The sequence below is a fragment of the Vibrio taketomensis genome, assembly GCF_009938165.1.
Taxonomy (GTDB): domain Bacteria; phylum Pseudomonadota; class Gammaproteobacteria; order Enterobacterales; family Vibrionaceae; genus Vibrio; species Vibrio taketomensis.
The window spans coordinates 1,120,630-1,144,236 of sequence record NZ_AP019649.1; the positions used below are offsets into that span (position 1 = coordinate 1,120,630).

General features: G+C 43.8%; 23 protein-coding genes, 1 pseudogene, 1 riboswitch and 1 other annotated feature. Of the genes and pseudogenes, 19 read left to right on the top strand and 5 right to left on the bottom strand.

Features of this window, described 5'->3' with window-relative positions:
- Positions 1–152: 152 nt before the first annotated feature.
- Genes bioB through bioD form a run of 4 tightly spaced genes read left to right on the top strand, consistent with a single transcriptional unit; the run spans position 153 to position 3,826 of the window.
- Complete coding sequence (bioB, locus tag Vt282_RS05195; protein ID WP_162046638.1) at positions 153–1,205, top strand: biotin synthase BioB; 1,053 nt, start codon at positions 153–155, stop codon at positions 1,203–1,205.
- Entirely contained in the window at positions 1,192–2,331 is a 1,140-nt protein-coding gene (gene bioF, locus Vt282_RS05200) for an 8-amino-7-oxononanoate synthase (RefSeq protein ID WP_162063684.1), read from the top strand. Before bioB ends, bioF begins: the two co-directional genes overlap by 14 nt.
- A gap of 2 nt (positions 2,332–2,333) precedes the next feature.
- Positions 2,334–3,146, top strand: coding sequence for a malonyl-ACP O-methyltransferase BioC (gene bioC, locus Vt282_RS05205; protein ID WP_162062744.1), 813 nt, complete (start codon positions 2,334–2,336; stop codon positions 3,144–3,146).
- On the top strand, positions 3,143–3,826 hold the full coding sequence (bioD, locus tag Vt282_RS05210; protein ID WP_162046636.1) for a dethiobiotin synthase: 684 nt from the start codon (positions 3,143–3,145) through the stop codon (positions 3,824–3,826). Before bioC ends, bioD begins: the two co-directional genes overlap by 4 nt.
- A 72-nt stretch (positions 3,827–3,898) precedes the next feature.
- On the opposite strand, the gene Vt282_RS19900 is transcribed toward bioD, so the two are convergent.
- Positions 3,899–4,063, bottom strand: a complete 165-nt coding sequence (locus tag Vt282_RS19900; protein WP_167515600.1) for a hypothetical protein — start codon at positions 4,061–4,063, stop codon at positions 3,899–3,901.
- A 302-nt stretch (positions 4,064–4,365) separates the two neighbouring features.
- On the opposite strand from Vt282_RS19900, the gene htpX reads away from it, so the two are divergent.
- The 9 genes and pseudogenes from htpX (at position 4,366) to Vt282_RS05255 (ending at position 11,490) form a co-directional block, all read left to right on the top strand.
- On the top strand, positions 4,366–5,235 hold the full coding sequence (gene htpX / locus Vt282_RS05215; protein ID WP_162062745.1) for a protease HtpX: 870 nt from the start codon (positions 4,366–4,368) through the stop codon (positions 5,233–5,235).
- A 186-nt stretch (positions 5,236–5,421) separates the two neighbouring features.
- Positions 5,422–5,841, top strand: a complete 420-nt coding sequence (locus tag Vt282_RS05220) for a nuclear transport factor 2 family protein (RefSeq protein ID WP_162062746.1) — start codon at positions 5,422–5,424, stop codon at positions 5,839–5,841.
- Entirely contained in the window at positions 5,841–6,566 is a 726-nt protein-coding gene (locus Vt282_RS05225) for an SDR family NAD(P)-dependent oxidoreductase (protein WP_162062747.1), read from the top strand. The genes Vt282_RS05220 and Vt282_RS05225 overlap by 1 nt, the downstream gene beginning before the upstream one ends.
- 12 nt (positions 6,567–6,578) lie before the next feature.
- Positions 6,579–7,868, top strand: coding sequence for an NAD(P)/FAD-dependent oxidoreductase (locus Vt282_RS05230; RefSeq protein ID WP_162062748.1), 1,290 nt, complete (start codon positions 6,579–6,581; stop codon positions 7,866–7,868).
- Positions 7,869–8,626 (top strand): annotated as a pseudogene (locus tag Vt282_RS05235) (DUF1365 domain-containing protein).
- A 4-nt stretch (positions 8,627–8,630) separates the two neighbouring features.
- The gene (locus tag Vt282_RS05240; protein ID WP_162062749.1) at positions 8,631–9,872 is read left to right on the top strand and encodes an SAM-dependent methyltransferase; all 1,242 of its coding nucleotides are present in this window, start codon (positions 8,631–8,633) and stop codon (positions 9,870–9,872) included.
- A 13-nt stretch (positions 9,873–9,885) separates the two neighbouring features.
- Positions 9,886–10,407 carry a DUF2878 domain-containing protein gene (locus Vt282_RS05245; RefSeq protein WP_162062750.1) on the top strand — a complete coding sequence of 174 codons (522 nt, stop codon included), beginning with the start codon at positions 9,886–9,888 and terminating at the stop codon, positions 10,405–10,407.
- Positions 10,385–10,966, top strand: coding sequence for a chalcone isomerase family protein (locus Vt282_RS05250; protein WP_162062751.1), 582 nt, complete (start codon positions 10,385–10,387; stop codon positions 10,964–10,966). The genes Vt282_RS05245 and Vt282_RS05250 overlap by 23 nt, the downstream gene beginning before the upstream one ends.
- Positions 10,963–11,490, top strand: a complete 528-nt coding sequence (locus Vt282_RS05255; protein ID WP_162062752.1) for a DUF3833 domain-containing protein — start codon at positions 10,963–10,965, stop codon at positions 11,488–11,490. Before Vt282_RS05250 ends, Vt282_RS05255 begins: the two co-directional genes overlap by 4 nt.
- Before the next feature lie 84 nt (positions 11,491–11,574).
- On the opposite strand, the gene purB is transcribed toward Vt282_RS05255, so the two are convergent.
- From purB to mnmA, 3 genes are all read right to left on the bottom strand, one after another.
- Positions 11,575–12,945, bottom strand: coding sequence for an adenylosuccinate lyase (gene purB / locus Vt282_RS05260; RefSeq protein WP_162046627.1), 1,371 nt, complete (start codon positions 12,943–12,945; stop codon positions 11,575–11,577).
- A gap of 141 nt (positions 12,946–13,086) precedes the next feature.
- Positions 13,087–13,704: a high frequency lysogenization protein HflD gene (hflD, locus tag Vt282_RS05265; protein ID WP_162046626.1), complete on the bottom strand. Its 618-nt coding sequence runs from the start codon at positions 13,702–13,704 to the stop codon at positions 13,087–13,089.
- Between the two features lie 27 nt (positions 13,705–13,731).
- On the bottom strand, positions 13,732–14,853 hold the full coding sequence (mnmA, locus tag Vt282_RS05270) for a tRNA 2-thiouridine(34) synthase MnmA (protein WP_162046625.1): 1,122 nt from the start codon (positions 14,851–14,853) through the stop codon (positions 13,732–13,734).
- 240 nt (positions 14,854–15,093) lie between these two features.
- On the opposite strand from mnmA, the gene Vt282_RS05275 reads away from it, so the two are divergent.
- Together Vt282_RS05275 and Vt282_RS05280 are read left to right on the top strand one after the other, a co-directional pair.
- Positions 15,094–15,363, top strand: a complete 270-nt coding sequence (locus tag Vt282_RS05275; protein ID WP_162046624.1) for a hypothetical protein — start codon at positions 15,094–15,096, stop codon at positions 15,361–15,363.
- A gap of 91 nt (positions 15,364–15,454) precedes the next feature.
- Complete coding sequence (locus tag Vt282_RS05280; RefSeq protein ID WP_162062753.1) at positions 15,455–16,759, top strand: inosine/guanosine kinase; 1,305 nt, start codon at positions 15,455–15,457, stop codon at positions 16,757–16,759.
- Positions 16,760–16,878: 119 nt separating this feature from the next.
- On the opposite strand, the gene Vt282_RS05285 is transcribed toward Vt282_RS05280, so the two are convergent.
- Positions 16,879–17,283: an H-NS family histone-like protein gene (locus Vt282_RS05285; RefSeq protein ID WP_162046622.1), complete on the bottom strand. Its 405-nt coding sequence runs from the start codon at positions 17,281–17,283 to the stop codon at positions 16,879–16,881.
- Positions 17,284–18,012: 729 nt separating this feature from the next.
- A riboswitch (Lysine riboswitch) is annotated at positions 18,013–18,197 on the top strand.
- A gap of 106 nt (positions 18,198–18,303) precedes the next feature.
- Between Vt282_RS05285 and Vt282_RS05290 the strand changes: the two genes are divergently transcribed.
- The 4 genes from Vt282_RS05290 (at position 18,304) to hisC (ending at position 23,605) form a co-directional block, all read left to right on the top strand.
- A complete protein-coding gene (locus Vt282_RS05290; RefSeq protein WP_162062754.1) occupies positions 18,304–19,902 on the top strand; it encodes a Na+/H+ antiporter NhaC family protein in 1,599 nt (532 codons plus the stop codon).
- A 273-nt stretch (positions 19,903–20,175) separates the two neighbouring features.
- Positions 20,176–20,311: a sequence feature (His leader region), on the top strand.
- Positions 20,312–20,360: 49 nt separating this feature from the next.
- Positions 20,361–21,257, top strand: a complete 897-nt coding sequence (gene hisG, locus Vt282_RS05295; protein WP_162046620.1) for an ATP phosphoribosyltransferase — start codon at positions 20,361–20,363, stop codon at positions 21,255–21,257.
- A gap of 6 nt (positions 21,258–21,263) precedes the next feature.
- Entirely contained in the window at positions 21,264–22,565 is a 1,302-nt protein-coding gene (hisD, locus tag Vt282_RS05300; protein ID WP_162062755.1) for a histidinol dehydrogenase, read from the top strand.
- The gene (gene hisC, locus Vt282_RS05305) at positions 22,565–23,605 is read left to right on the top strand and encodes a histidinol-phosphate transaminase (protein WP_162062756.1); all 1,041 of its coding nucleotides are present in this window, start codon (positions 22,565–22,567) and stop codon (positions 23,603–23,605) included. Before hisD ends, hisC begins: the two co-directional genes overlap by 1 nt.
- Positions 23,606–23,607 lie beyond the last annotated feature (2 nt).

Sequence of the window (23,607 nt, forward strand, 5' to 3'; positions counted from 1 at the left end):
GCTCACTAATGTATAAAAATAACCAGATGTAAACTTTTGTATTTATTTGTGGTTGACAGCTTAACGCCTGTCTTTAGACTGTCAACCACAAATCAAATCACTAGGCAAGATTGGCTCCAAGTCATTATCTAGATCACACAGAAGGAAGACAGGTGGAAGTTCGTCATAATTGGACGGTTGATGAAGTTAATCAACTTATGCAAAAGCCCTTTATGGATTTATTGTTTGAAGCTCAATTGGTGCACAGAAAATACCAGCAACATAATTATGTTCAGGTCAGCACCTTGCTTTCGATTAAAACCGGCGCCTGTCCTGAAGATTGCAAGTATTGCCCGCAAAGCGCGCGTTACACGACGGATATCGAAAAAGAACGTTTGATGGAAGTTGAACGTGTATTAGAAGCCGCAAACAAAGCAAAAAATGCAGGTTCAACTCGTTTTTGTATGGGTGCCGCTTGGAAAAACCCTAAGCAGCGTGACATGCCACATTTAACGAAGATGATTCAGGGCGTAAAGGAATTAGGTCTTGAAACCTGCATGACATTGGGCATGCTCACGGCAGAACAGGCCAATCAACTGGCGGATGCTGGCTTAGATTATTACAACCACAACCTTGATACTTCACCTGAATTCTATGGCAATATAATTACGACTCGCACCTACCAAGATCGACTAGATACTTTATCCCACGTTCGTGATGCAGGTATGAAGATCTGTTCTGGTGGCATTATTGGTATGGGTGAAAGTGCCAATGATCGTGCTGGCTTATTGGTGGAGTTGGCTAACTTGCCGATTCACCCTGAAAGTGTGCCGATTAATATGCTGGTTAAAGTGAAAGGTACGCCACTTGAGAACGTGGATGATGTGGAACCTTTTGACTTTATTCGCCTTATTGCGATCGCGCGAATTATGATGCCTGCTTCAGCTGTACGTTTGTCTGCTGGGCGTGAAAACATGAATGAGCAGATGCAGGCGCTCTGTTTTATGGCTGGCGCTAACTCAATATTTTATGGCTGTAAGCTTCTGACAACGCCGAATCCATCTGAAGATAAAGACATGCTGCTTTTCAACAAGCTTGGGATTAACAGCCAACAAGTCTCTCAGCGTCCCGATGAAATAGAAGAGAATGAATTGCTCGACCGCGTTGTAGAGCGCGTTGCTGCTCGTCCGAGTAAAGACGATCTATTTTATGATGCCACTGTTTAATCAACGTATGGCTGATGCGATAGCATCGCGAGAGCAACAAGGTTTAGCGAGAAAGATCGCTACGCTGGATGGTGGCAATTCCACGTCATTACGTTTTGAAAATCAGCATTATGTGAATTTTTCCAGCAATGACTATTTGGGGTTAGCCACGGATCCAGACTTGGCACTGGCATGGCAACAAGGGATTGATATTTATGGTTGTGGCAGTAGCGCTTCGCCGTTAGTCACTGGTTTTAGCTACGCGCATCAAGCTTTGGAAGAACGTTTATGCGACTGGCTTGGGTATGATCGTGCCATTCTGTTTTCATCCGGATTTTCTGCCAATCAAGCGATGCTGTTTTCTCTATTAGAAAAACACGATCTAGTACTGCAAGACAGACTTAATCACGCTTCTTTGATGGAAGCGGGCCAAATGTGTAATGCGACAATGAAGCGTTTTCGTCACAACGACATCGCACATTTAACGCAGCAAATTGATGGCAATACCCTAGTAGTTACCGAAGGCGTATTTAGTATGGATGGCGATCAAGCGCCACTACGTGAAATCGCACAAGTGACTCAAGGTAAGGCTTGGCTGGCGGTCGATGATGCCCATGGTATTGGTGTTTTGGGTCAACAAGGACGAGGTAGTTGCAACCATGCGGGGATCAAACCTCAACTATTAGTCGTGACATTTGGTAAAGCATTTGGACTTTCTGGAGCGGCGATTTTGTGCGATGAATTGACCGGTAATTATCTCACTCAATATGCACGTCATCATGTTTATTCGACTGCTATGCCTCCAGCACAAGCCCATGCGCTGCGTTGTGCGGTGGATATGATAGCTTCTCAGCAATGGCGTCGTGATAAGTTAGCTGAACTAAATGATTGTTTTAATCAACATTTGGCCGATGCCCCAGGGCATATTCACACCAATACGCCAATTAAACCTTATCTCATTGGTGATGCCTCGCAGGCAGTCGCGTTAACTCATCTCCTACGAGAAAGAGGGCTGTGGTTAACTGCCATTCGCCCACCTACAGTGCCGCAGGGTAAAGCAAGGTTGCGTATTACTTTGACCGCCAATCACACCACTAAGCAAGTCAAACAGCTTGCGGAATCGATATACTCTTTGACTCAGGATTAATCATGACCCAAGTTGTATCTGCTGATTTATATCCAACTAACGTATCAAACAAGCAGGCAATCGCCGACGCATTTGGCCGAGCCGCGAGCAGCTATGACCGCCATGCCGCCTTTCAAAGAGATGTCGGTCTGCGTTTGATGGCAATGTTACCGTCTGACCTAAGTCACCAACGAGTATTAGATTTGGGCTGTGGCACAGGCTTTTTTAGTCAACTATTGCAGCAGCGTGGTGCAAATGTCGTGTGTTGTGATTTATCTAGCGCGATGCTAGAGCAAGCTAAACGGCGTTGTGGAACCGAGAATATCGAATATTACCAAGGTGATGCTGAATCTCTCCCTTTTGCGACGGGTGAATTTGATCATGTTTTATCAAGCTTGGCATTGCAATGGTGTGATGATCTCTCCTTTCCTTTGAGAGAAATGATGCGAGTCACTCGTGATGGAGGAAGGATCTACTTTTCGACGTTATTGGACGGTTCATTATGTGAGCTAAAGCACGCTTGGTCGAAAATTGATACATATCAACACGTCAATGATTTTATTACCCTCAATCAGGTAAAAATTGCGTTAGCGCAAGCTCAAAGCAAAGTTCATCACTTAGACTTGCCGACCATTAAAGTATGGTACCCGTCTGCATTAGCATTAATGCGAGACTTAAAGGGAATTGGTGCAAATCATGTTGAGGGTCGAGCGCATGGTTTGACGAGTCGCCAATCTCTTAAGCGTTTAGAGCGAGAGTACCAAAATATTGAGTACAACCATCAAGGGTTAGTACCTGCAACATATCAAGTTTGTTTGGGGAAGATTGATCGATGATCGATGCATTTTTTATTGCTGGTACGGATACCGACGTGGGTAAGACGGTCGCTTCAAAAGCGATCCTCAATGCGCTTGCAGAGAAGGGACTAAAGACGATTGGCTACAAGCCAGTTGCAGCGGGTAGCGACGAGACAGAGCAAGGTTTGCGAAATTCAGACGCGTTGTATTTACAAAATGCAGCGACAGTTGATGTGGATTATGACGACGTAAACCCTTACGCTTTAGCGCTACCTGCGTCGCCTCATATTGCGGCGAAACGCGAAAATATAGTAATTGACTATGATGTGTTGAGTGAAAAGCTTGCTCAGCACAAGCAGAATTCCGATATCGTATTGGTCGAAGGTGCTGGTGGCTGGCGCGTGCCAGTGTCTGATGAAGATTGCCTTTCAAGCTGGGTGCAACGTGAACAGTTACCAGTGGTGCTGGTCGTAGGTATCAAGCTTGGTTGTTTAAGCCATGCGCTATTGACGCTTGATGCGATTAAAGCCGATGGTTTGGAATTGGCAGGTTGGGTCGCTAACCGTATCAATCCGGGTACAGAGAACTACGCAGAAATCATCGAAATGCTAGAGCAAAAAATTGCTGCGCCAAAGATCGGTGAAATCCCTTACGTACCGAGTGTGAAGCGTAAAGATCTCGCCAAATACATTGACGTTACGCCGTTAGTCGCGAAGTAAAATTTTATATAGAATGTAATAGAAAGGGCTGCTCATTGAGCCGCCCTTATTATATCAATCTGAATAAACATTTTACTCGTTGCTTAAACCCATTAATGCAGATTGAGTTTCGGCTACACGCTGTTGAAGTTGGTTGTCAGAAGCAATGCCAAGTTGTTGTTTGGCTTCGTCTTCTGAGATGCCTAGATGACAGCAAAGCAAATCAATAGCCATTTGATAACTGTTAATTTCAGCCATGGTGAGTCCTTTCCGACGTTGTTTTAAAGCTCCATTTAAATCTAGCAGCTTTTTTTCGCCTCACAATTCGACCAAAGTCTAAATTTATGCCTCAAAAATAGCCGCTTTGTTATGCCTGAAAGCCATCAGCATAAAACAATTGTATCTATTTGCTTCTGAGTATTGTGTTTCATGTGATTCGGCTATATCTATATGCTAGCCTAGAGGTTAGAAAATGATGTGACTAGTAATCTGCTCGCATCTATATAAAGGTATCGTCAGGTACCACGAATAATAAGCTTCCTGTTCGGAGAAAAGTAATAATGAAGCGAGTCATGTTATTCCTTGCAACAAACTTAGCAGTCGTACTGGTACTAAGTGTTGTTCTGAATATTGTTTATGCTGTTACTGGTATGCAACCAGGCAGCTTATCTGGTCTGCTAGTTATGGCCGCAGTGTTTGGTTTCGGTGGTTCAATCATCTCTTTGATGATGTCTAAAGGCATGGCGTTACGTTCTGTTGGCGGCATGGTGATTGAAAGCCCGCGTAATGAAACTGAGCACTGGTTGTTAGAAACCGTTCGCCGTCAGTCTCAGCAAGTAGGTATTGGTATACCGACAGTCGCGATTTACGACTCTGCAGATATCAACGCATTTGCAACTGGTGCTAAGCGCGATGATTCACTGGTGGCGGTATCAACAGGTTTGCTACACAACATGACACGTGATGAAGCTGAAGCTGTATTGGCACACGAAGTCAGCCATATTGCGAATGGTGACATGGTAACGATGACGCTGATGCAAGGTGTGGTGAACACATTCGTTATCTTCCTATCACGCTTTATCGCAAACATCGTTTCGTCAAATAATGATGAAGAAGGCGAAGGTGGCAGCAACATGATGGTGTACTTCGGTGTATCAATGGTGTTGGAATTGGTATTTGGCTTCTTAGCAAGCTTTATCACTATGTGGTACAGCCGTCACCGTGAATTCCATGCTGATGCAGGCGCAGCGAGCCTTGTTGGTAAAGAGAAAATGATCGCAGCTCTTGAGCGCTTGAAGGTGAGTCATGAATCTCAACTAGAAGGTTCAATGATGGCGTTTGGTATTAACGGTAAACGTTCAATGACAGAACTACTGATGAGCCACCCACCACTAGATAAACGTATCGCAGCACTACGTAGCGGCATGTAATTCTGAAATCTGCTTAATTTATTAAAAAGGCTTGGAAATTTATCCAAGCCTTTTTTTGATCTCCTTTTGTAAAACCCCGTATCAACTCAATAGTTATACAAAAATAAATTTGTACAACTTTGTTTGATGTTCTAGTTTTTACATATTATACAAAAAATAACATGTATAAGATTATTGGAGAGCCACATGGATGTAACAGCAGTCAGCTCGGTTTATAAACAGCTTAACAAAGCAAACCTGCATTTATTAGAAGGTTTGTACCATCCTAACGTGGTGTTTGAAGATGCGGCACACCGACTTGAAGGGTGGGGTGAGCTCAAACATTATTTTGAATCCCTTTATTCAAACGTACATAGCTGTACTTTTGACATCCAAGAGACCCAGCAACAAGGCGACAGCGGTTTTATCACATGGGTAATGGCACTTGAACACCCTAAGTTGCAGCGTGGCGGAACAGTTTACGTCAATGGGGTTAGCCACTTAAAGTTTAGCCAAGGCCAAGTTATCTATCATCGAGACTACTTTGACTTGGGAGAAATGCTGTACGAAAACCTACCCATCCTAGGCAGTGTAATTCGCACGATCAAGCATAGGTTGGGCGAGTAATGAAGACGGTGTTGATTACTGGGGCAACGTCGGGTATCGGTTTCCAACTTGCTCTAGATTATTTAAATCATGGCTGGCACGTCGTTGCTTGCGGTCGCAATGAGAAACTCTTGTCTTCTTTGCAAAGTGCCTATCCAAACGTAGAGACACTTCAGTTCGACATCACTAAAGCAGCAGAAACTCGGCAAGCGATGTCGGAAATGCAATCGAAGCCATCGGTCTGGATTTTTAATGCTGGTAATTGTGAATACATTGAAAACGGTCACTTGGAAAGTGAATTGCTGCGACGTGTATTTGATACCAACTTCATGGGATTAGTTAACTCCATCGAATCGACTCAAGATCGTTTTGAAAGAGGTGATTCCGTGGTCGTCGTGGGCTCGATTTCTAGTGAAGTCGCGCTACCTAGAGCAGAAGCGTATGGCGCTTCCAAAGCCGCAGTCAGCTATCTCGCTCGCACCTTGCAAGTGACGCTCAAGCCCAAAGGTATTCATGTTTCTGTGGTTTATCCCGGTTTTGTTGAAACACCACTGACGGATAAAAACACGTTTGATATGCCAATGATTGTCTCTGCAGAACACGCTTCGAGCGCGATTCGCAAAGGCATCGAGAAACGCACACCACACATCTATTTCCCCACCCGTTTCACGTCCATTTTACGCTTGATAGGGTTGCTCCCATATCGTTGGCAAAATGCACTGACAGCCAAATTACTCAAAGGATAGAGGTAAGTACTGATGAAAATAGCAATAATAGGATCAGGAATATCTGGATTAACCTGCGGTTATCATCTTCACCAGCATCATGACATTACGCTGTTTGAGGCGAACGATTATATCGGTGGGCATACGGCCACTGTCGATGTTGAAGTCAATGGTGAGGAGCATGCGGTTGATACCGGTTTTATTGTTTACAACGATCGTACTTATCCGCATTTTATTCAAATGATGAATGAAATAGGTGTGGAAGGCGTACCGACTCAAATGAGTTTTAGTGTTTCCAACCAAAGCAACGGATTGGAATACAACGGGCATACAATCAGCACTTTATTTGCACAAAAGCGCAATTGGTTAAGACCTAAGTTTTACTATTTTATTTATGAGATATTGAAATTTAATAAGCTGGTTAAAGAGGCTGCGAGCACGAGTCAATCAAACCTATCAGATAGCCAAACGTTGGGCGAGTTTTTAACCGCGAACGGTTTTAGTGACTACTTCTGTGACAACTATATCTTACCAATGGGAGCGGCGATTTGGTCATCAACTCTGGCTGACATGCGAGCCTTTCCACTTGGATTTTTTGCGCGATTTTTTCTCAATCACGGTCTTTTGGATGTGGTCAACCGTCCTCAGTGGTACGTGATAAAAGGGGGATCTAAGCAGTACATTCCAGCGTTGACACAGGGTTTTGCCAATAAAATAAAACTTTCGTCTCCGGTAACCAAAGTGTGGCGAGATGCTGATGAAGTTTTTGTTGAGTCCAAGGGGCACGTGGAGTGCTTCGATCAGGTGATTTTTGCTTGTCATAGTGACCAAGCATTAGCGATGTTGGGTGATCCAAGTATCGATGAGCAACAGGTGCTAACCGCATTAGCTTATCAAAATAACGAAGTGGTGTTACACACCGACACCTCATTGTTACCGATGCGACCTGCCGCATGGGCATCGTGGAACTACCGCATCGCAGGGAAAGACAACGAGCATGACGCGCCGCCAATGCTTACCTATAACATGAACATTCTACAGCACATCAAGAGTTCAACGACTTTTTGTGTCTCGCTTAATAGTTCAGATTATATCGACCGATCAAAAATACTGCGTCGGTTTAACTATAGCCATCCGGTATTTAACAATGAATCATTTGCTGCGCAGCAGCAGCGTGGCCGAGTTAACGGTATCGCAAATACCTGGTTTTGTGGTGCTTATTGGTACAACGGTTTTCATGAAGATGGTGTGCGTAGCGCGCTCGACGTTGTTGATGCCATTGATAAACAGCAGCAAATGCATGTCACTAAGGGAGCAGCGTAAATGGAAAGCTGTTTACTTGTTGGACATGTTCGACACCGACGCTTTACCCCAGTAGAGCATGCACTCAATTACTCTTTGTTTATGCCTTGCCTTGATTTGGATGAACTGTTGGAGGTTGAGAGCCAAGTATGGGGGTTCGGTACTCGCTGGTGGCACTGGGCTCGTTTTCGTCGAGAGGACTATATTGGTCAAGGTGATCTGAAAAGTGCTGTTTTGATAAAGTATTCGAGCTGACGGGTGAAAAATTCGATCAGGGTCGCGTCGAGGCCGTGGTTCATCTCAGATATTTGGGGATCTATTTTAGCCCAGTGAATTTCTACTATGTGTACGACAAAGGCGGAGATTGGAAATACTTATTGGCTGAGGTGAGTAATACACCTTGGAATGAACGCCATTACTATGCAGTGCCTGCCGATTCTAGCCAGCAATGGCAGCACGCAAAAGCATTTCATGTTTCGCCCTTTAACCCCATCGAGCAACAATACCACTGGCGTGTGAAGCCACTTAAAAAGACGTTGAGCATTCATCTTGAATGTCATCGTGATCAGCGTGAATTTGATGCCACCTTGGCGATGCAAAAGCAGCGTTTAGATAGCGCGTACCTTATCAAAAAACTGATCTCGACACCCATCATGGCGGTAAAAGTGACCGTTGGTATTTATTGGCATGCGTTAAAACTTTGGCTTAAAGGCGCACCCTTCTATTCACATCCTAAATATTCGAATTCATCGAATAAGCAGAGCAAAAAAGGAGCGTAGGAAGATGACAACTCAAACTCTAACCCTTCCAAAGCGACTAACATCGATAGAAAAAACAGCACGTAGTGTCGTTTTCACCTGTATGCATAAAATCGCCATTGGCAATTTAACCGTGGTTGAAGAATTTGAAACTGGAAAAGTTGAGCATAGAGAGACGTTTGGTGAGGGCCCAAGTGGTCAAATCAACGCGGTCGTGATTGTACGCAACCCAGCCTTTTACACGCGCCTTTTAAAAGGGGGCAGCATAGCAGCTGCAGAGGCCTATATGGATGGCTGGTGGGATAGCCCCAATCTCACCGATGTCACCGAACTAATGGCTCGAAACATGGCGATGTTAGATAACTTAGAAAGCCGGTCGAGTTTTCTTACTGACATTATCAATCGGGTTTCTCATTGGCTCAATCGCAATACCTTGGAGAACTCGGAAAAAAATATTCATGCTCATTATGATTTGAGTAATGATCTCTATGAGACATTTCTTGATTCAAACATGCTTTACTCGGCGGCCATTTTTGAGCGTGCAAGCGAGACATTGGAGCAAGCACAAATCAATAAAATGGAACGCCTTTGCCAACAGTTACGGTTGTCTTCTACTGACCATGTGATTGAAATCGGCACAGGTTGGGGGGCAATGGCCATTTATATGGCACAAAACTATGGTTGCCATGTGACCACCACCACCATCTCTGATGCGCAATACGACTACACCAAACAGCGAGTCGAAGCCCTGGGGTTACAAAACAAAATAACGCTGCTCAAGAAAGATTACCGCTTGTTAGAGGGGGAGTATGACAAACTTGTTTCGATTGAGATGATTGAGGCAGTTGGTAAAGAGTACCTCACATCTTATATCAAGAAGTGCCAGTCCTTACTTAAACCTCAAGGTCTCATGGCCATTCAAGCGATCACCATTGCTGATCAGCGTTATAAGAGCTACAGCAACAACGTCGATTTTATTCAGAAATATATTTTCCCTGGCGGTTTTTTACCGTCGATTACGGCTCTGACTCAAACGGCTACCCAACATAGCGACTTAGTACTTCGTGACTTATTTGATATCGGTGAGGACTATGCCAAAACACTGAATCATTGGTATCAACGCTTTAATGCTCAGTTAGAGCACGTTAACGAGTTAGGTTTTGATGACCGCTTTGTGCGTATGTGGAACTACTACTTCTGTTATTGTGAGGGCGGCTTTAAAGCTAAAGCGATCAGTACCGTTCACATGACATTTCAACGTCCGTGATGAGTCATCTGTCATGAGTGCGATTAAGCAACTGGTTATTGTCTCCACCATTTTTCAAATTGTTTGGTTTATGGCGGTGTTAGGGCGTGAAACATGGCAGTGGTTCACGCTTGCTACTATTGCTGTGATTCTGCTGATCACTGCAGTGCGTTGTCAATTTCGTTGGCGTGTTTGGTTGTTACTTATTATCGTCGGAGTGAGTGTCGATGTACTTAACATCGTGTTTGGTGTTTTGGTTTTTGACACCACTTTTTTCCCGCTCTGGCTATTGGGTCTTTGGGTGACATTTTTTTGGTATGCGCAATTTCTAGCCCTGGTATTGAGCCAATATCCACTTCCTCTCGTATCAATAATTGGCGGCGTCGCTGGTGCTGTAAGCTATGTCGCTGGATACAAGCTCGGAGCTGTGACACTAGGTTTATCTTCTGTTTTAGCTTTTGTGGTTTTCTTTATTGAGTGGACACTTTTGGTTGCCCTCATTATGAAGGTGGTGAACAGAGAGGGTAAGAATCATGGAAAAGATTCAATGGCGTAGAATAATTGTTTTGGTGTTAGTGCTCTTCAATATATCGTGGGTAAAGGCTTCACCGGCAGGGCAGAATGATAATACTGAAAAGTTTGATACAACGAATTGGCAAAGCTGGCAGCAAGTAGGCAGTGCGCAGCTCAGTGTATTTGTTTTCGACATATACCAATCTAGATTGCTTACTCCCACCGGCGTTTACAATCTTGGCAACGACATCACTCCTCACCCGTTAGCGTTAGACATTCGTTATCAAAGAGATATTACGAAAAAGCAGTTGCTTGAGGCGACATATGAACAGTGGGTTAAATTAGGTTTCAACCAACAACAATCCACGCAATGGATAGAGCAACTCGAGTTAATATTTCCAAATATAAAGGAAGGACAGCGTTTAACGTATGTCACCAACGGACAGACAGGACAGTTTGTTTATTCATTGAAATCCGGTCAGCAAAAAAAGATTGGTTATATTAATGATGAATCGTTGAATGATGCTTTTCTCGCCATTTGGTTGTCACCAAAAACAGAATATGCGGATTTACGTAGAAGGCTTATAGGGATGAAACGATGAGAACTAAGCTGTTTGTTATGATATCGAGTTTTCTTACTTTGGTCGGCTGCGGTACCACGCTTAAAGACTATCAAAATACGACGCCCACATTCTCATTGTTTGAATACTTTAATGGCAAAACACATGCTTGGGGAATAGTACAGGATTTCTCTGGTAAACAAACGCGCAGCTTTGAGGTAAAAATAGTTGGAACTGTAGAGGGGAACAATCTCACGTTGGTCGAGGATTTTATCTACAGTGACGGGGTTGAGGAGCAGCGCATTTGGAATATTCAACGTCTTGAAGATGGAACATATCAGGGAACTGCAAAGGATATTATTGGCGTCGCAACAGGAGCGGAGCAGGGCAATGCGATGCGATGGCAGTATGATTTTGAATTACCCTATGATGGGTCGACGATTACCGTCGCCATGGATGATTGGTTATTTCGCCGCGACGAGAGTCATTTGTTCAATATTACCAGCGTGAAAAAATTTGGGATTGAAGTAGCGACCGTGACGATATTTTTCCAAAAGCAGGATTGATGATCAATTTCAGATATCTGAGATAAAATTCTGAGATAAAATAAAGCTTCCATAAGGAAGCTTTATTTTCTATTTATTACGCTATTACAGCATATCAGTCAGTTCGATAGCTTGACCAATGTAGTTCGCTGGTGTCATCTCTTTTAGACGAGCTTTTTCGTGTTCAGGAAGCTCAAGACCGTCGATGAAGTTACGCATAGCTTCACCATCAACACGCTTACCACGAGTTAGCTCTTTAAGCTTCTCATATGGTTTTTCGATGCCGTAGCGACGCATAACGGTTTGTACAGGCTCTGCAAGTACTTCCCAGTTTTTGTCTAATTCAGCAAGCAGTGCTTCACGGTTTACTTCTAGTTTGCTGATACCTTTCAGTGTAGAAGTGTAAGCGATGATTGCGTAGCCCACACCAACGCCTAGGTTACGTAGTACTGTTGAATCCGTAAGGTCACGTTGCCAACGAGAGATTGGCAGTTTTTGTGCTAGGTGGCCAAATACTGCGTTTGCTAGACCTAGGTTACCTTCTGAGTTTTCAAAGTCGATTGGGTTAACTTTGTGCGGCATAGTTGAAGAACCGATTTCGCCAGCAATGGTTTTTTGCTTGAAGTGGCCAAGAGCGATGTAGCCCCATACGTCACGGTCGAAGTCGATTAGGATAGTATTGAAACGCGCAACAGCATCGAATAGTTCTGCGATGTAATCGTGTGGCTCGATTTGCGTTGTGTATGGGTTCCAAGTTACACCTAGTGATTCAGTGATGAACTCTTCACTGAATTTGTGCCAATCTAGCTCTGGGTAAGCCGATAGGTGAGCGTTGTAGTTACCTACCGCACCGTTGATTTTCGCTAGGATCTCAACGTTTTCGATTTGCTTGTATTGACGTTCCATACGGTACGCCACGTTTGCCATCTCTTTACCCATAGTTGATGGAGAAGCAGGTTGGCCGTGAGTACGAGACAATAGTGGAATGTCACGGTGTTCAACAGCAAGTGCTTTGATTGCATCAATTAGGTTACGAATTTCTGGAAGAATAACCGTTTCACGTGCTTCTTTAAGCATTAGCGCGTGTGACGTGTTGTTGATGTCTTCAGAAGTACAAGCAAAGTGGAAGAATTCGTTAACTGCGTGAAGTTCAGGAACATCAGCAACTTTTTCTTTTAGGAAGTACTCAACCGCTTTAACGTCGTGGTTAGTGGTACGCTCAATTTCTTTGATGCGTAGTGCGTCTTCTTCAGAGAAGTTGGCAGCAAGATCGTCTAGGAATTGGTTAGCTTCAGCGCTAAACGCTGGCACTTCAGCGATTTCAGCAGTAGCAGCAAGCTTTTGTAGCCAGCGGATTTCAACGATAGTACGGTATTTTAATAGTCCGTACTCACTGAAAATTTCGCGTAACGCAATAGTCTTGCTTCCGTAACGGCCGTCTACTGGTGAAACAGCAGTCAATGCTGACAGTTCCATGATGTTCTCCTGAATTGAGTTTCTAGAATTTGTGAGCTTTATACCAACAACTTGGGCATTTGTCACGAATATTGCGCAAACGTTTGCGCAAGGATGGTTTTGCTCTAAAAAAACAAACACGCGGCAAGCCGCGTGTTCAAATTACATTCGAGCAAGAAGAATTTGTGCTTGCTCGACCATTTTTTTGCGGCCAAAGATCAGGTGACGTCTTTTGCCTCCGACCTGGCGCCATAGTACTGCGCTACGAATTCCCGAGAGAAGCAGTGCTCGCACCTTGTTTTGATTGCTGCTTTGTTGCAGTACCGTTGGTGTTCCAGTGACTTGAATACGTGGACCAATCGGGCTCACAACATCAAGGTACACACTCGCAAGGTTACTGATCATTTGGTCATCAGTAATGGCAAAATGTTCTGCTTGGCGGCCTAGCATTTGAATGCGATCACCAAGTTGAGACATTGCATCATTGCGGCTGCTCAATTTACGTTCAAGCGCCATCAGGCTGATAATGTAGCGAGTAATTTCACTGCCCGCAGGTGTATTATCAATCCCTTTTACTAGGCACTCTAGTCCAAGCTTTAGGTCGGACTCACGACCAAATACGTTTAATGTGCTGCTTGGACTAACGTTGAGAATCGCTTTCAGTGAAGTTTCAAACGCGTCAGTGTCACAATAACCGTTCTTTGCTGCTTGCTGAACCAGTGCGACAGCTTGGCAAATACCTGCAAATGCAATAGTGCGGTCATAAAGAGTGTTAGCCACGTAGAGTTACTCCTGAAATAAGTACGATTAAATGCGTTGTTCGATGATACCACCACCAAGACACACTTCACCTTGGTAGAATACTGCTGATTGACCCGGAGTTACAGCAACTTGTGGCTCATCAAAGATAACTTTAATAGTGTTGTCATCCACAGGGATGATAGTACACGGAATATCTGTTTGACGGTAACGAGTTTTTACACTGCATTGTAACGGCTGGTTAATCGGCGTGCGGTCTACCCAGTGTAGTTGAGATGCGATCAAACCATTTGATTTTAGTAGTGGGTGATCAGCACCTTGTACCGCGATCAGTACATTACGTTTGAGATCTTTTTCTGCTACGTACCATGGATCTTCATTGCCGCCGCCACCTTTGGTGCCACCGATATGTAGACCTTTACGTTGACCTAGAGTGTGATACATCAAGCCTTGGTGTTCGCCAATCACTTTGCCCTCTGGCGTTTCAATTTTACCTGGTTGAGCAGGTAAGTAACGACCTAGGAATTCAGTAAATTTACGCTCACCGATAAAGCAGATACCCGTTGAGTCTTTTTTCTTGGCTGTAATCAAATCTTGCTCTTCAGCAATACGGCGTACTTCTGGTTTCTCTAGTTCACCAACAGGGAATAGGCTGCGAGCTACTTGCTCATGGCTTAGAGTGTATAAGAAGTAGCTTTGGTCTTTGTTGCCATCCAAGCCACGTAGCATTTGTGGCTTCTCACCATTTTCTGGGAACGAGCGGCGTACATAGTGACCCATTGCAATGTAGTCAGCATCAAGTACTTCATCTGCATACTCTAGGAATGCTTTGAATTTGATTTCTTTATTACAAAGAATATCTGGGTTTGGCGTACGACCTGCTTTGTATTCTTCTAGGAAGTACTCAAACACATTGTCCCAGTATTCTGAGGCAAAGTTGATTTTATGTAGGTGGATGCCAAGCTTGTCACATACTGCCTGTGCGTCCGCAAGATCTTGCGCCGCAGTACAGTATTCTTCATTGTCATCTTCTTCCCAGTTCTTCATAAACAGGCCTTCAACTTGATAGCCTTGCTGTTTTAGAAGATACGCAGAAACCGATGAATCAACACCGCCAGACATACCAACGATGACTTTCTTTTGACTGTTGTCAGTACAGTTCTCAGACATTGCTTAACACCACATAATTTAACTGGGGGCAGATTCTAACAGAAAGCATTTCGCTGCGACAGATCCGAGACCGAAATCACACTTCGAAAAGTACTTCTTTTACCGATTAATTGGTTAAAACCTGCTTTATTGATAACGATGAGTCCTCTATATATGGCATAGTAGGCCAAATTCAAGCTCGGAAGATGTATTAATTACATCCCGTTGTTATTTTTGTATTTGCAGAGAACAGCACAAATCATGACTGATGAAAACCAAATCCTTGAAGAAGCCGACCTAATTGAGGTTATTGAGAACCAATTAGCGGACGGTAATCCTCTTAAAGTGAAAGAAACATTAATGCGTCTGATGATGACAGGCACAACGCGTGATGATGCCGTTGCGATGATGGCTTGTGCCGTTGCAATTGAAATTTTTGATGTGATGAAAAACGAAGGTGAGTTCAATTTGAAGCGCTATTCTGAGCATCTTGATCGCTTACCAGACCTAAGTTTTATGGAAGGTGAATAGAGTAAACGTTTGCTATAATCGCAGTTATTGCCGCTAATATCATCGCGCGGTAGAATCCGCGCTCCTGTCATCCATTAACAGAACCTGAACTATGAAATTTCCTGGTCAACGTAAATCAAAGCACTACTTCCCAGTACATGCGCGTGATCCTCTTGTGAGCCAAGCGCAAACCAGCAAAAAAATGTCACGTACCCATATTATCGGTATTGACCAAACCCTAGTAGACATTGAAGCAAAAGTTGGCTCGGAGCTAATTGAAAAATACGGTTTGAGTAAAGGACACTCATTAGTTATTGATGATCAATCAGCAGAAGCGTTGTATAACGAGCTTAAAGAAAACTGTCTGATCACCAACGAATATGCAGGCGGTACCATCGGTAACACGCTACATAATTACTCTGTATTAGCGGATGATAGATCAACACTGCTAGGTGTCATGAGCCAAGATATTAAGATTGGCAGTTACGGTTACCGTTACCTATGTAACACATCAAGCCGTATGGATTTAAATTACCTACAAGGTGTTGACGGGGCAATTGGTCGTTGTTTCGCGTTAATTACTGAAGATGGTGAGCGTACGTTTGCTATCAGTGAAGGTCAGATGAACCAGCTTCATCCAGACAACATTCCAGAAAAAATCTTCAAGAATGCTTCTGCATTAGTGCTGACCGCTTATCTTGTGCGTTGTAAAGAGGGCGATCCAATGCCTGACGCAACAATGCGAGCGATTGAATACGCTAAGAAGCATGATGTGCCGGTGGTATTAACTTTGGGCACTAAGTTTGTTATTCAAGATGACCCTAAATTCTGGCAAGACTTCCTGCGTGATCATGTGAGCGTGGTAGCGATGAACGAAGACGAAGCTGAAGCGTTAACTGGTGAGCACGACCCTCTAGCAGCTTCCGATAAAGCACTTGAGTGGGTTGATTTGGTATTGTGTACTGCAGGCCCTGTAGGTCTATACATGGCTGGTTATACCGAAGATGAAGCGAAACGTGAAACATCACTACCACTTCTTCCAGGTCAAATTGCAGAATTCAACCGTTACGAGTTTAGTCGCCCTGCAGTAAAAGACCTTTGTGATAATCCAATTAAGGTTTATTCACATATTTCACCATACATGGGTGGACCAGAAAAAATTAAAAATACCAATGGTGCGGGTGATGCGGCGTTATCAGCTTTATTGCATGATATGGCAGCAAATAAATACCATAAAGAAAACGTACCAAACTCAAGCAAACATGCATATGGTTTCTTAACGTATTCATCTTTCTCACAAGTATGTAAATACTCTAACCGCGCAAGTTATGAAGTGCTAGTGCAACACTCACCACGTTTATCTCGTGGTTTGCCTGAGCGTGAAGATAGCCTTGAAGAAGCGTATTGGGAACGTTAATAAACGGAAAATAAGTATTAGATAATGAATCAATTGTTGTCTAATACTTCAAATAACGACTAATAAAAAAGCTCCCATATTTGGGAGCTTTTTTTGTATCAATCTATTCGATTAACCTATTAGATTAGGAAGTCATCTAGAGATTTACCAGCATCTAGTTCAGCTTGGATTGCTGAAGGAGTGCGGCCTTGACCTGTCCATGTTTTTTCTTCACCGTTGTCTAGGTATTTGTATTTAGCAGGGCGAGGTGCGCGTTTAGATTTTGCTTTAGTCTTAGTTTCACCAGCAAGTGCGCTAATCAATGCATCAACGTCAATACCGTCTTTTGCGATTTGTTCTGCAATAGCAGCTAGCTTAGCTTCTTGCTCAGCAAGAGCAGCACGCTCTTCTTCTTCTGCTTCTTTGCGTTCAGTAACTACTAGAGTTAGTTTCTCTAGCGCTTCTTCTAATTGCTCAAGAGTAAGTTCACGAGAAAACGCACGAAGGCTACGAATGTTCAAAAGAGTTTTTGTTAATTCCGACATAGGATCTCACCAATATATTGTAAGCAAAGCTAATATTAATATCGTATTTCAAATAATACAATTTAATTGTATTCAATAAAGTATTTAAATTGAAGTTAATTCGCAGTGTATGAAACTTTAAAGCTCATATCACACACTTCTACGCAGTAAATGAATAAATAGCCACATACCTTATTTGGTATAAGTATAGTGTGAAGTTTCATAGTCGCCAGTAAAAGTTAAACTCAAATTGTTTGTGTAACCAGCAATGATCATTACTCAAAACTAATTATGGAAAATACTCGGGAACTTAATTGAAAGTTATTGCCACAATCCGTTATGGCTTCATCCTTTATTGGTTTAATTGCTCGTTGTCTAGAATGCTCTAGTAATCTTATTGCAATCGGGTTACTAGGAATAACTTGTTTAAGGGTGAAGTAATGAATTAAGTCTTTAGTGGCTCTAAATTCGAAGTCGTTGCTAAAGTCCTCCCTCCTTTAAGTGGATTGTCATTGCATCTTTTTTTACAGCTAACCATTTGGAAATAGATAACTATTCCACTGAATTTGCATCGGACTACTGACCATTTATCAATGAGTAAAGTGAAGTGGCAAAGCGCCAATCTTGCGTCGAAAATTTTTAGAAAGATATGTTGTAAATGAGTTTATTATAAGTACAATGACAAATACCTGATGCACTACATTGGTTAGCAATGTGTTAAATTTTATTTTTCACAGGTTAATCTATAGTCAGTGCGGTAGAGGTGCGGAATTAAATAGTAGCGTTTGTTGGGGTGATGCCAATGAATAAGCGTGAAAGGTCTTATCCGCCGAAGTAAGTTGGCACATCAAAGCCGCTTGCTGGGGTTGTACTCGAATAGGGACAACACTGCCATAGTCTATTATGTTGTATAACTATGGAGCGCTACTGTAGGGTTGGGTGAAGTTTTCGCTTCCCCGTCGCTATGTTCAACATACACACAAATTATCATTTATGTGTCTGCAGTAGATCTCTAACCAATTATTACTGGTTTCGAAGATCATGAATTTAATCGATTTTGCATCATCTCCTATTTCACTGCTGCCTCCGGTAGTAGCCCTGACGCTAGCAATTGTTACGCGTCGTGTTCTGTTATCGCTTGGTACGGGTATTGTACTTGGCGCTTTCTTACTTGCTGATGCGTCATTTGGCGGTGCTTTCAGTTATATTGAAAATATCGTTGTGGGCGTATTTGTCCAAGATGGCGGCATTAATGCAGGTAAAATGAGTATTGTTGCTTTCCTATTGCTACTTGGCATGATGACTGCGCTCTTAACACTGTCTGGTGGTACGCGAGCATTTGCTGACTGGGCACAATCTCGTATTAAGAGTAAGCGTGGCGCTAAGCTACTTGCAGCATTCCTAGGTATTTTCATTTTTATTGACGACTATTTTAATAGCCTAGCGGTTGGTGCCATTTCTCGCCCTGTAACAGATCGTTTTTATATCTCTCGTGCCAAGCTTGCGTATATCTTGGACTCAACGGCAGCACCGATGTGTGTGGTCATGCCAGCATCAAGCTGGGGTGCATACATTATGACGATTGTCAGCGGCATTCTGGTAACACACGGTATTACTGAATATTCCGCACTTGGTGCGTTTATGCGTGTTGTACCGATGAACTTCTACGCAATTTTTGCCTTGTTGATGGTGTTTGCCGTGTCATGGTTTGGCCTGACGGTTGGTAAGATGCGTGACCATGAAATCGCTGCTTCGCAAGGTCGTGGTTTTGACGAAGATGCGGCTGATGAACGTGAGCAAGCACGCGAGCTTGACGAAGAACTCGACATCCAAGAAAGCACTCGTGGCCGTGTAATGGATTTGATCCTGCCAATCGTAATGTTGATTATTGCTACGTGTGCATCCATGTTGTTTACGGGCGCTCAAGCACTCGAAGCTGCAGGCAAAGCATATTCATTACTTGGTGCATTTGAGAACACTAACGTCGGTACGTCTCTTGTTTACGGTGGCCTTGCGGGACTAGCTGTTGCACTTGCGACAGTACTAAGACAGCGTCTAGCGGCAGCAGAAATCGGTGTTACGCTTTGGATCGGTGCGAAATCAATGTTTGGCGCTATCCTTATCTTGGTATTTGCTTGGTGTATCGGTACGGTAATTGGCGATATGAATACCGGTAGTTACCTATCGAGCCTTGTTCAAGGTAATATCGACCCTAAATGGTTGCCAGTAATCTTATTCATGCTTTCTGGTGTGATGGCATTTGCTACCGGCAGTTCATGGGGCACGTTCGGTATCATGTTACCAATCGCAGGTGACCTAGCAGGTAATACTGATATTGCGCTTATGCTACCAATGCTAAGCGCAGTTTTAGCTGGTGCTGTGTTCGGTGATCACTGTTCACCAATCTCTGACACGACGATTTTGTCTTCGACAGGTGCGCGTTGTAACCATATTGACCACGTACAGACTCAGTTGCCATATGCATTGGCAGTGGCATTGGTCTCTATCGTTGGCTTCATTGTACTGGGTATGACCGATTCATTGGCAGTGTCATTCGCAGCAGCAAGTCTTGCTTTCATTGCGGTGTGTTTTGCGATGAAGCATATGTCTACCAGTCGTATTGTTAGCAGTATTGACTAACGAACCATTGATTTGTGAAAAGGAAGCTTCGGCTTCCTTTTTTTACACCTAAAGTTTATTGCGGATGTTTATCATCGTATATCACTGTATCTCAACGCTTTCTAAGTGATTGTTAAGGTTTAATAGTTGCTCGTAAAGTACGATATGTTGTTTATAAAATGAAAAGAAAAAACTTAAATTAATGGTTGAAAAAGTTAATAGCTTGGTTAGTGTGGTTAGCATCTAAGCAAGAGAATAAGAATTCATCAGTATGCGTAAATCAGTAATGAACATTCATCACCATCATCACCCATAGTTGTCTTTCGGGAGATGTACGCATACCCGGGAGATAGGATACTCCCGGAGGCTTAAGTCAAAGATTTTAAGAATTAACCCTCGGGAGACACGTTTCTTCCGAGGGTTTTTCACTTTTCGCGCTTTATAAATTACTCAAATTAAATTTGCACAGGGACAACGCAATGCAAACAAAACGCCTAAGAATCGCAATTCAAAAAAAAGGTCGCCTTAGTAAAGAGAGCCAATTACTCCTAAACAAATGCGGCGTGAAGTTCAACATTATGGGTGAGCGTTTGGTTGTTCACTCTCTCAATATGCCAATCGATCTGTTATTGGTGCGTGATGACGACATCCCTGGTTTAATCATGGACGGTGTGGTTGATCTTGGTTTCATCGGTGAAAATGAATTAGAAGAAGTGCGCTTAGACCGAAAAGCTCTCGGCGAACCTTGTGAGTTTATCAAACTGCGCCGCATGGATTTTGGTGGCTGCCGCTTATCCATCGCCATTAACAAAGGTCAAGAGTACAACGGCCCTCAAGACCTAGCAGGTAAACGTATCGCGACTACTTATCCGCAATTGCTAAAAGCGTATATGGATGAACAGGGTGTGCCATTCTCTACATGTATGCTCACAGGTTCAGTGGAAGTAGCGCCACGAGCAGGACTTGCTGATGCGATTGCGGATTTAGTTTCAACAGGTGCCACGCTTGAAGCCAATGGCCTTAAAGAAGCGGAAGTGATTTTCCGTTCTAAAGCAACACTTATTCAACGTCTTGGTGAATTTGAGCCTGAAAAGCAACGCCTTATCGACAAGCTGTTGACCCGTATGCAGGGTGTTCAACAAGCCAAAGAATCTAAATACATCATGTTACATGCACCAGTTGATCGCCTAGAGCAGATCAAAGCGCTACTACCTGGTGCGGAAGATCCAACAGTACTGCCATTGTCAGCAGAAAAACAGAGAGTCGCAGTACATCTAGTAAGTAGTGAAAACTTATTCTGGGAAACGATGGAGCAGCTAAAAGAGTTAGGTGCAAGTTCCATTCTCGTATTGCCAATTGAAAAAATGATGGAGTAATTAGCCATGAGAACAGTTGTTTGGCAATCGTTAAGTGAGACACAACAAGATGCGGTATTAGAGCGACCTGCGATAACAGAAGGCGCTAATATTACCGCAGCGGTTTCACAAGTTATTGCTCAAGTACGAGAGCAGGGTGATGCGGCATTAATAGAGCTGACTGAAAAGTTTGATCGCGTAAAGCCAGAGTCTATTCGTGTTTCTCGCAGTGAAATTGATGCTGCGTGTGAGCGTCTTAGCGACAATATGAAACAAGCGCTTGAGCAAGCCTATGCGAACATCGCTAAGTTCCATAAAGCGCAAAAGCCGCAGCTAATTAAAGTCGAAACACTGCCAGGTGTGATGTGTGAGCAAGTCACTCGCCCAATTCAAAAAGTGGGTTTGTACATTCCCGGTGGTAGTGCGCCTTTGCCATCAACCGTATTGATGCTTGGTGTGCCAGCGCAGATTGCGGGTTGTCAAAAAGTGGTGCTATGTTCACCTCCGCCGATTGCCGATGAAATTCTCTATGTGGCGAAGCTATGTAATATCGACGAAGTATACAATGTTGGCGGTGGTCAAGCCGTAGCCGCAATGGCCTACGGTACTGAAACGGTTGCTAAAGTGGACAAAATTTTTGGCCCAGGCAACGCCTATGTGACCGAAGCTAAGCGTCAAGTGAGTAACGATTTTCGTGGTGCGGCGATCGATATGCCAGCAGGACCATCGGAAGTTCTAGTTATCGCAGATGAAAATGCGGACGCTGATTTCGTCGCATCTGACTTGCTAAGCCAAGCTGAACATGGCCCAGACTCTCAAGTGGTGCTTGTGACACCATCGCCGGTAATGGCTGATCAAGTTGCCGATGCGGTGCAGCGTCAATTAAAGCAATTGTCTCGTGCTGATATCGCTGAAAAAGCATTGGCTTCAAGTCTGATAATCATTTCAGAGTCACTGACTCAAGCGGTTTCTATTTCGAACTTCTACGGCCCAGAGCACTTGATCGTGCAAACTAGGAATCCACGTGAACTGTTGCCTTTATTAGATAACGCCGGTTCAATTTTCCTAGGTGAGTGGTCGCCAGAATCAGCGGGCGATTATGCTTCAGGCACCAACCACGTGTTGCCAACGTATGGTTATACCCGTACCTACTCAAGTCTTGGCTTGGCCGATTTCTCAAAACGCATGACAGTGCAAGAGCTGTCTGCGGCAGGCTTACAACAATTAGCGCCGACAGTCGTAACTATGGCTGAGGCGGAAGGTCTCGATGCACACAAACGTGCTGTGACCATTCGTGTCGAAAAATTGCTTCAACGAGGAGAAGCGTAATGGAAAAGTTAGCTCGCAAGCAGGTTCAGAAGTTAACCCCTTATCTTTCGGCGCGCCGTATCGGCGGCTGTGGTGATGTTTGGTTGAATGCCAATGAATCGCCGTTCGATAACGAATACAAAACGGATTTTACTCGCCTTAATCGATATAGCGAGTGCCAGCCTAAACCTTTGATCGAGGCTTACGCGGCATATGCGGGAGTTAAGCCAGAACAAGTACTGACTTCACGTGGTGCTGATGAAGGCATTGAATTATTAACCCGCGCTTTTTGTGAGCCAGGTGAAGATGCCATTCTCTATTGCCCGCCAACTTATGGCATGTATGCAATTAGTGCAGAGACCATTGGCGTAGAGCGTAAAACCGTACCGTTGACTGCAGATTGGCAACTTGACCTTGCGGGTATTGAGCAAAACCTCGCTAACGTCAAATTGGTGTTTGTGTGTAGCCCGAACAACCCAACCGGTAATCTTGTTAAACGTGAAGACATTATTGCACTGCTTGAGATGACGAAAGACCGTGCCATTGTGGTCATGGACGAAGCGTATATCGACTTTTGCCCGGAAGCTTCAACAGTGGATTTGTTAGCACAATATCCAAACTTAGCGATTCTGCGCACGCTTTCTAAAGCGTTTGCTCTAGCAGGTCTGCGTTGTGGCTTTACCTTGGCAAACGAAGAGCTAATTGGAGTGCTAAACAAGGTAATTGCGCCTTACCCAGTGCCGGTGCCAGTGGCGGATATTGCTATTCAAGCGTTGTCAGAGGCGGGGCTAGCTCGTGCAAAATTCCAAGTGTTAGACCTCAATGCTAACCGTGCTTATTTGCAAGTCGGTCTCTCGATGATTAGTGGTGTGCAAGTCTTTGATGGTTGGGGTAACTACCTGTTGGTTAAATTCCCTGATGGTGACGCATTATTTAAAGCGGCTTGGGAAAGCGGGATTATTTTGCGTAATTCCCCGATCGAAAATTGTGTGCGCATTAGTGTCGGTAACCGTGAAGAATGCGAAAAGACTCTGGGCTTTATTCGTAACTTTTACCTGTAACC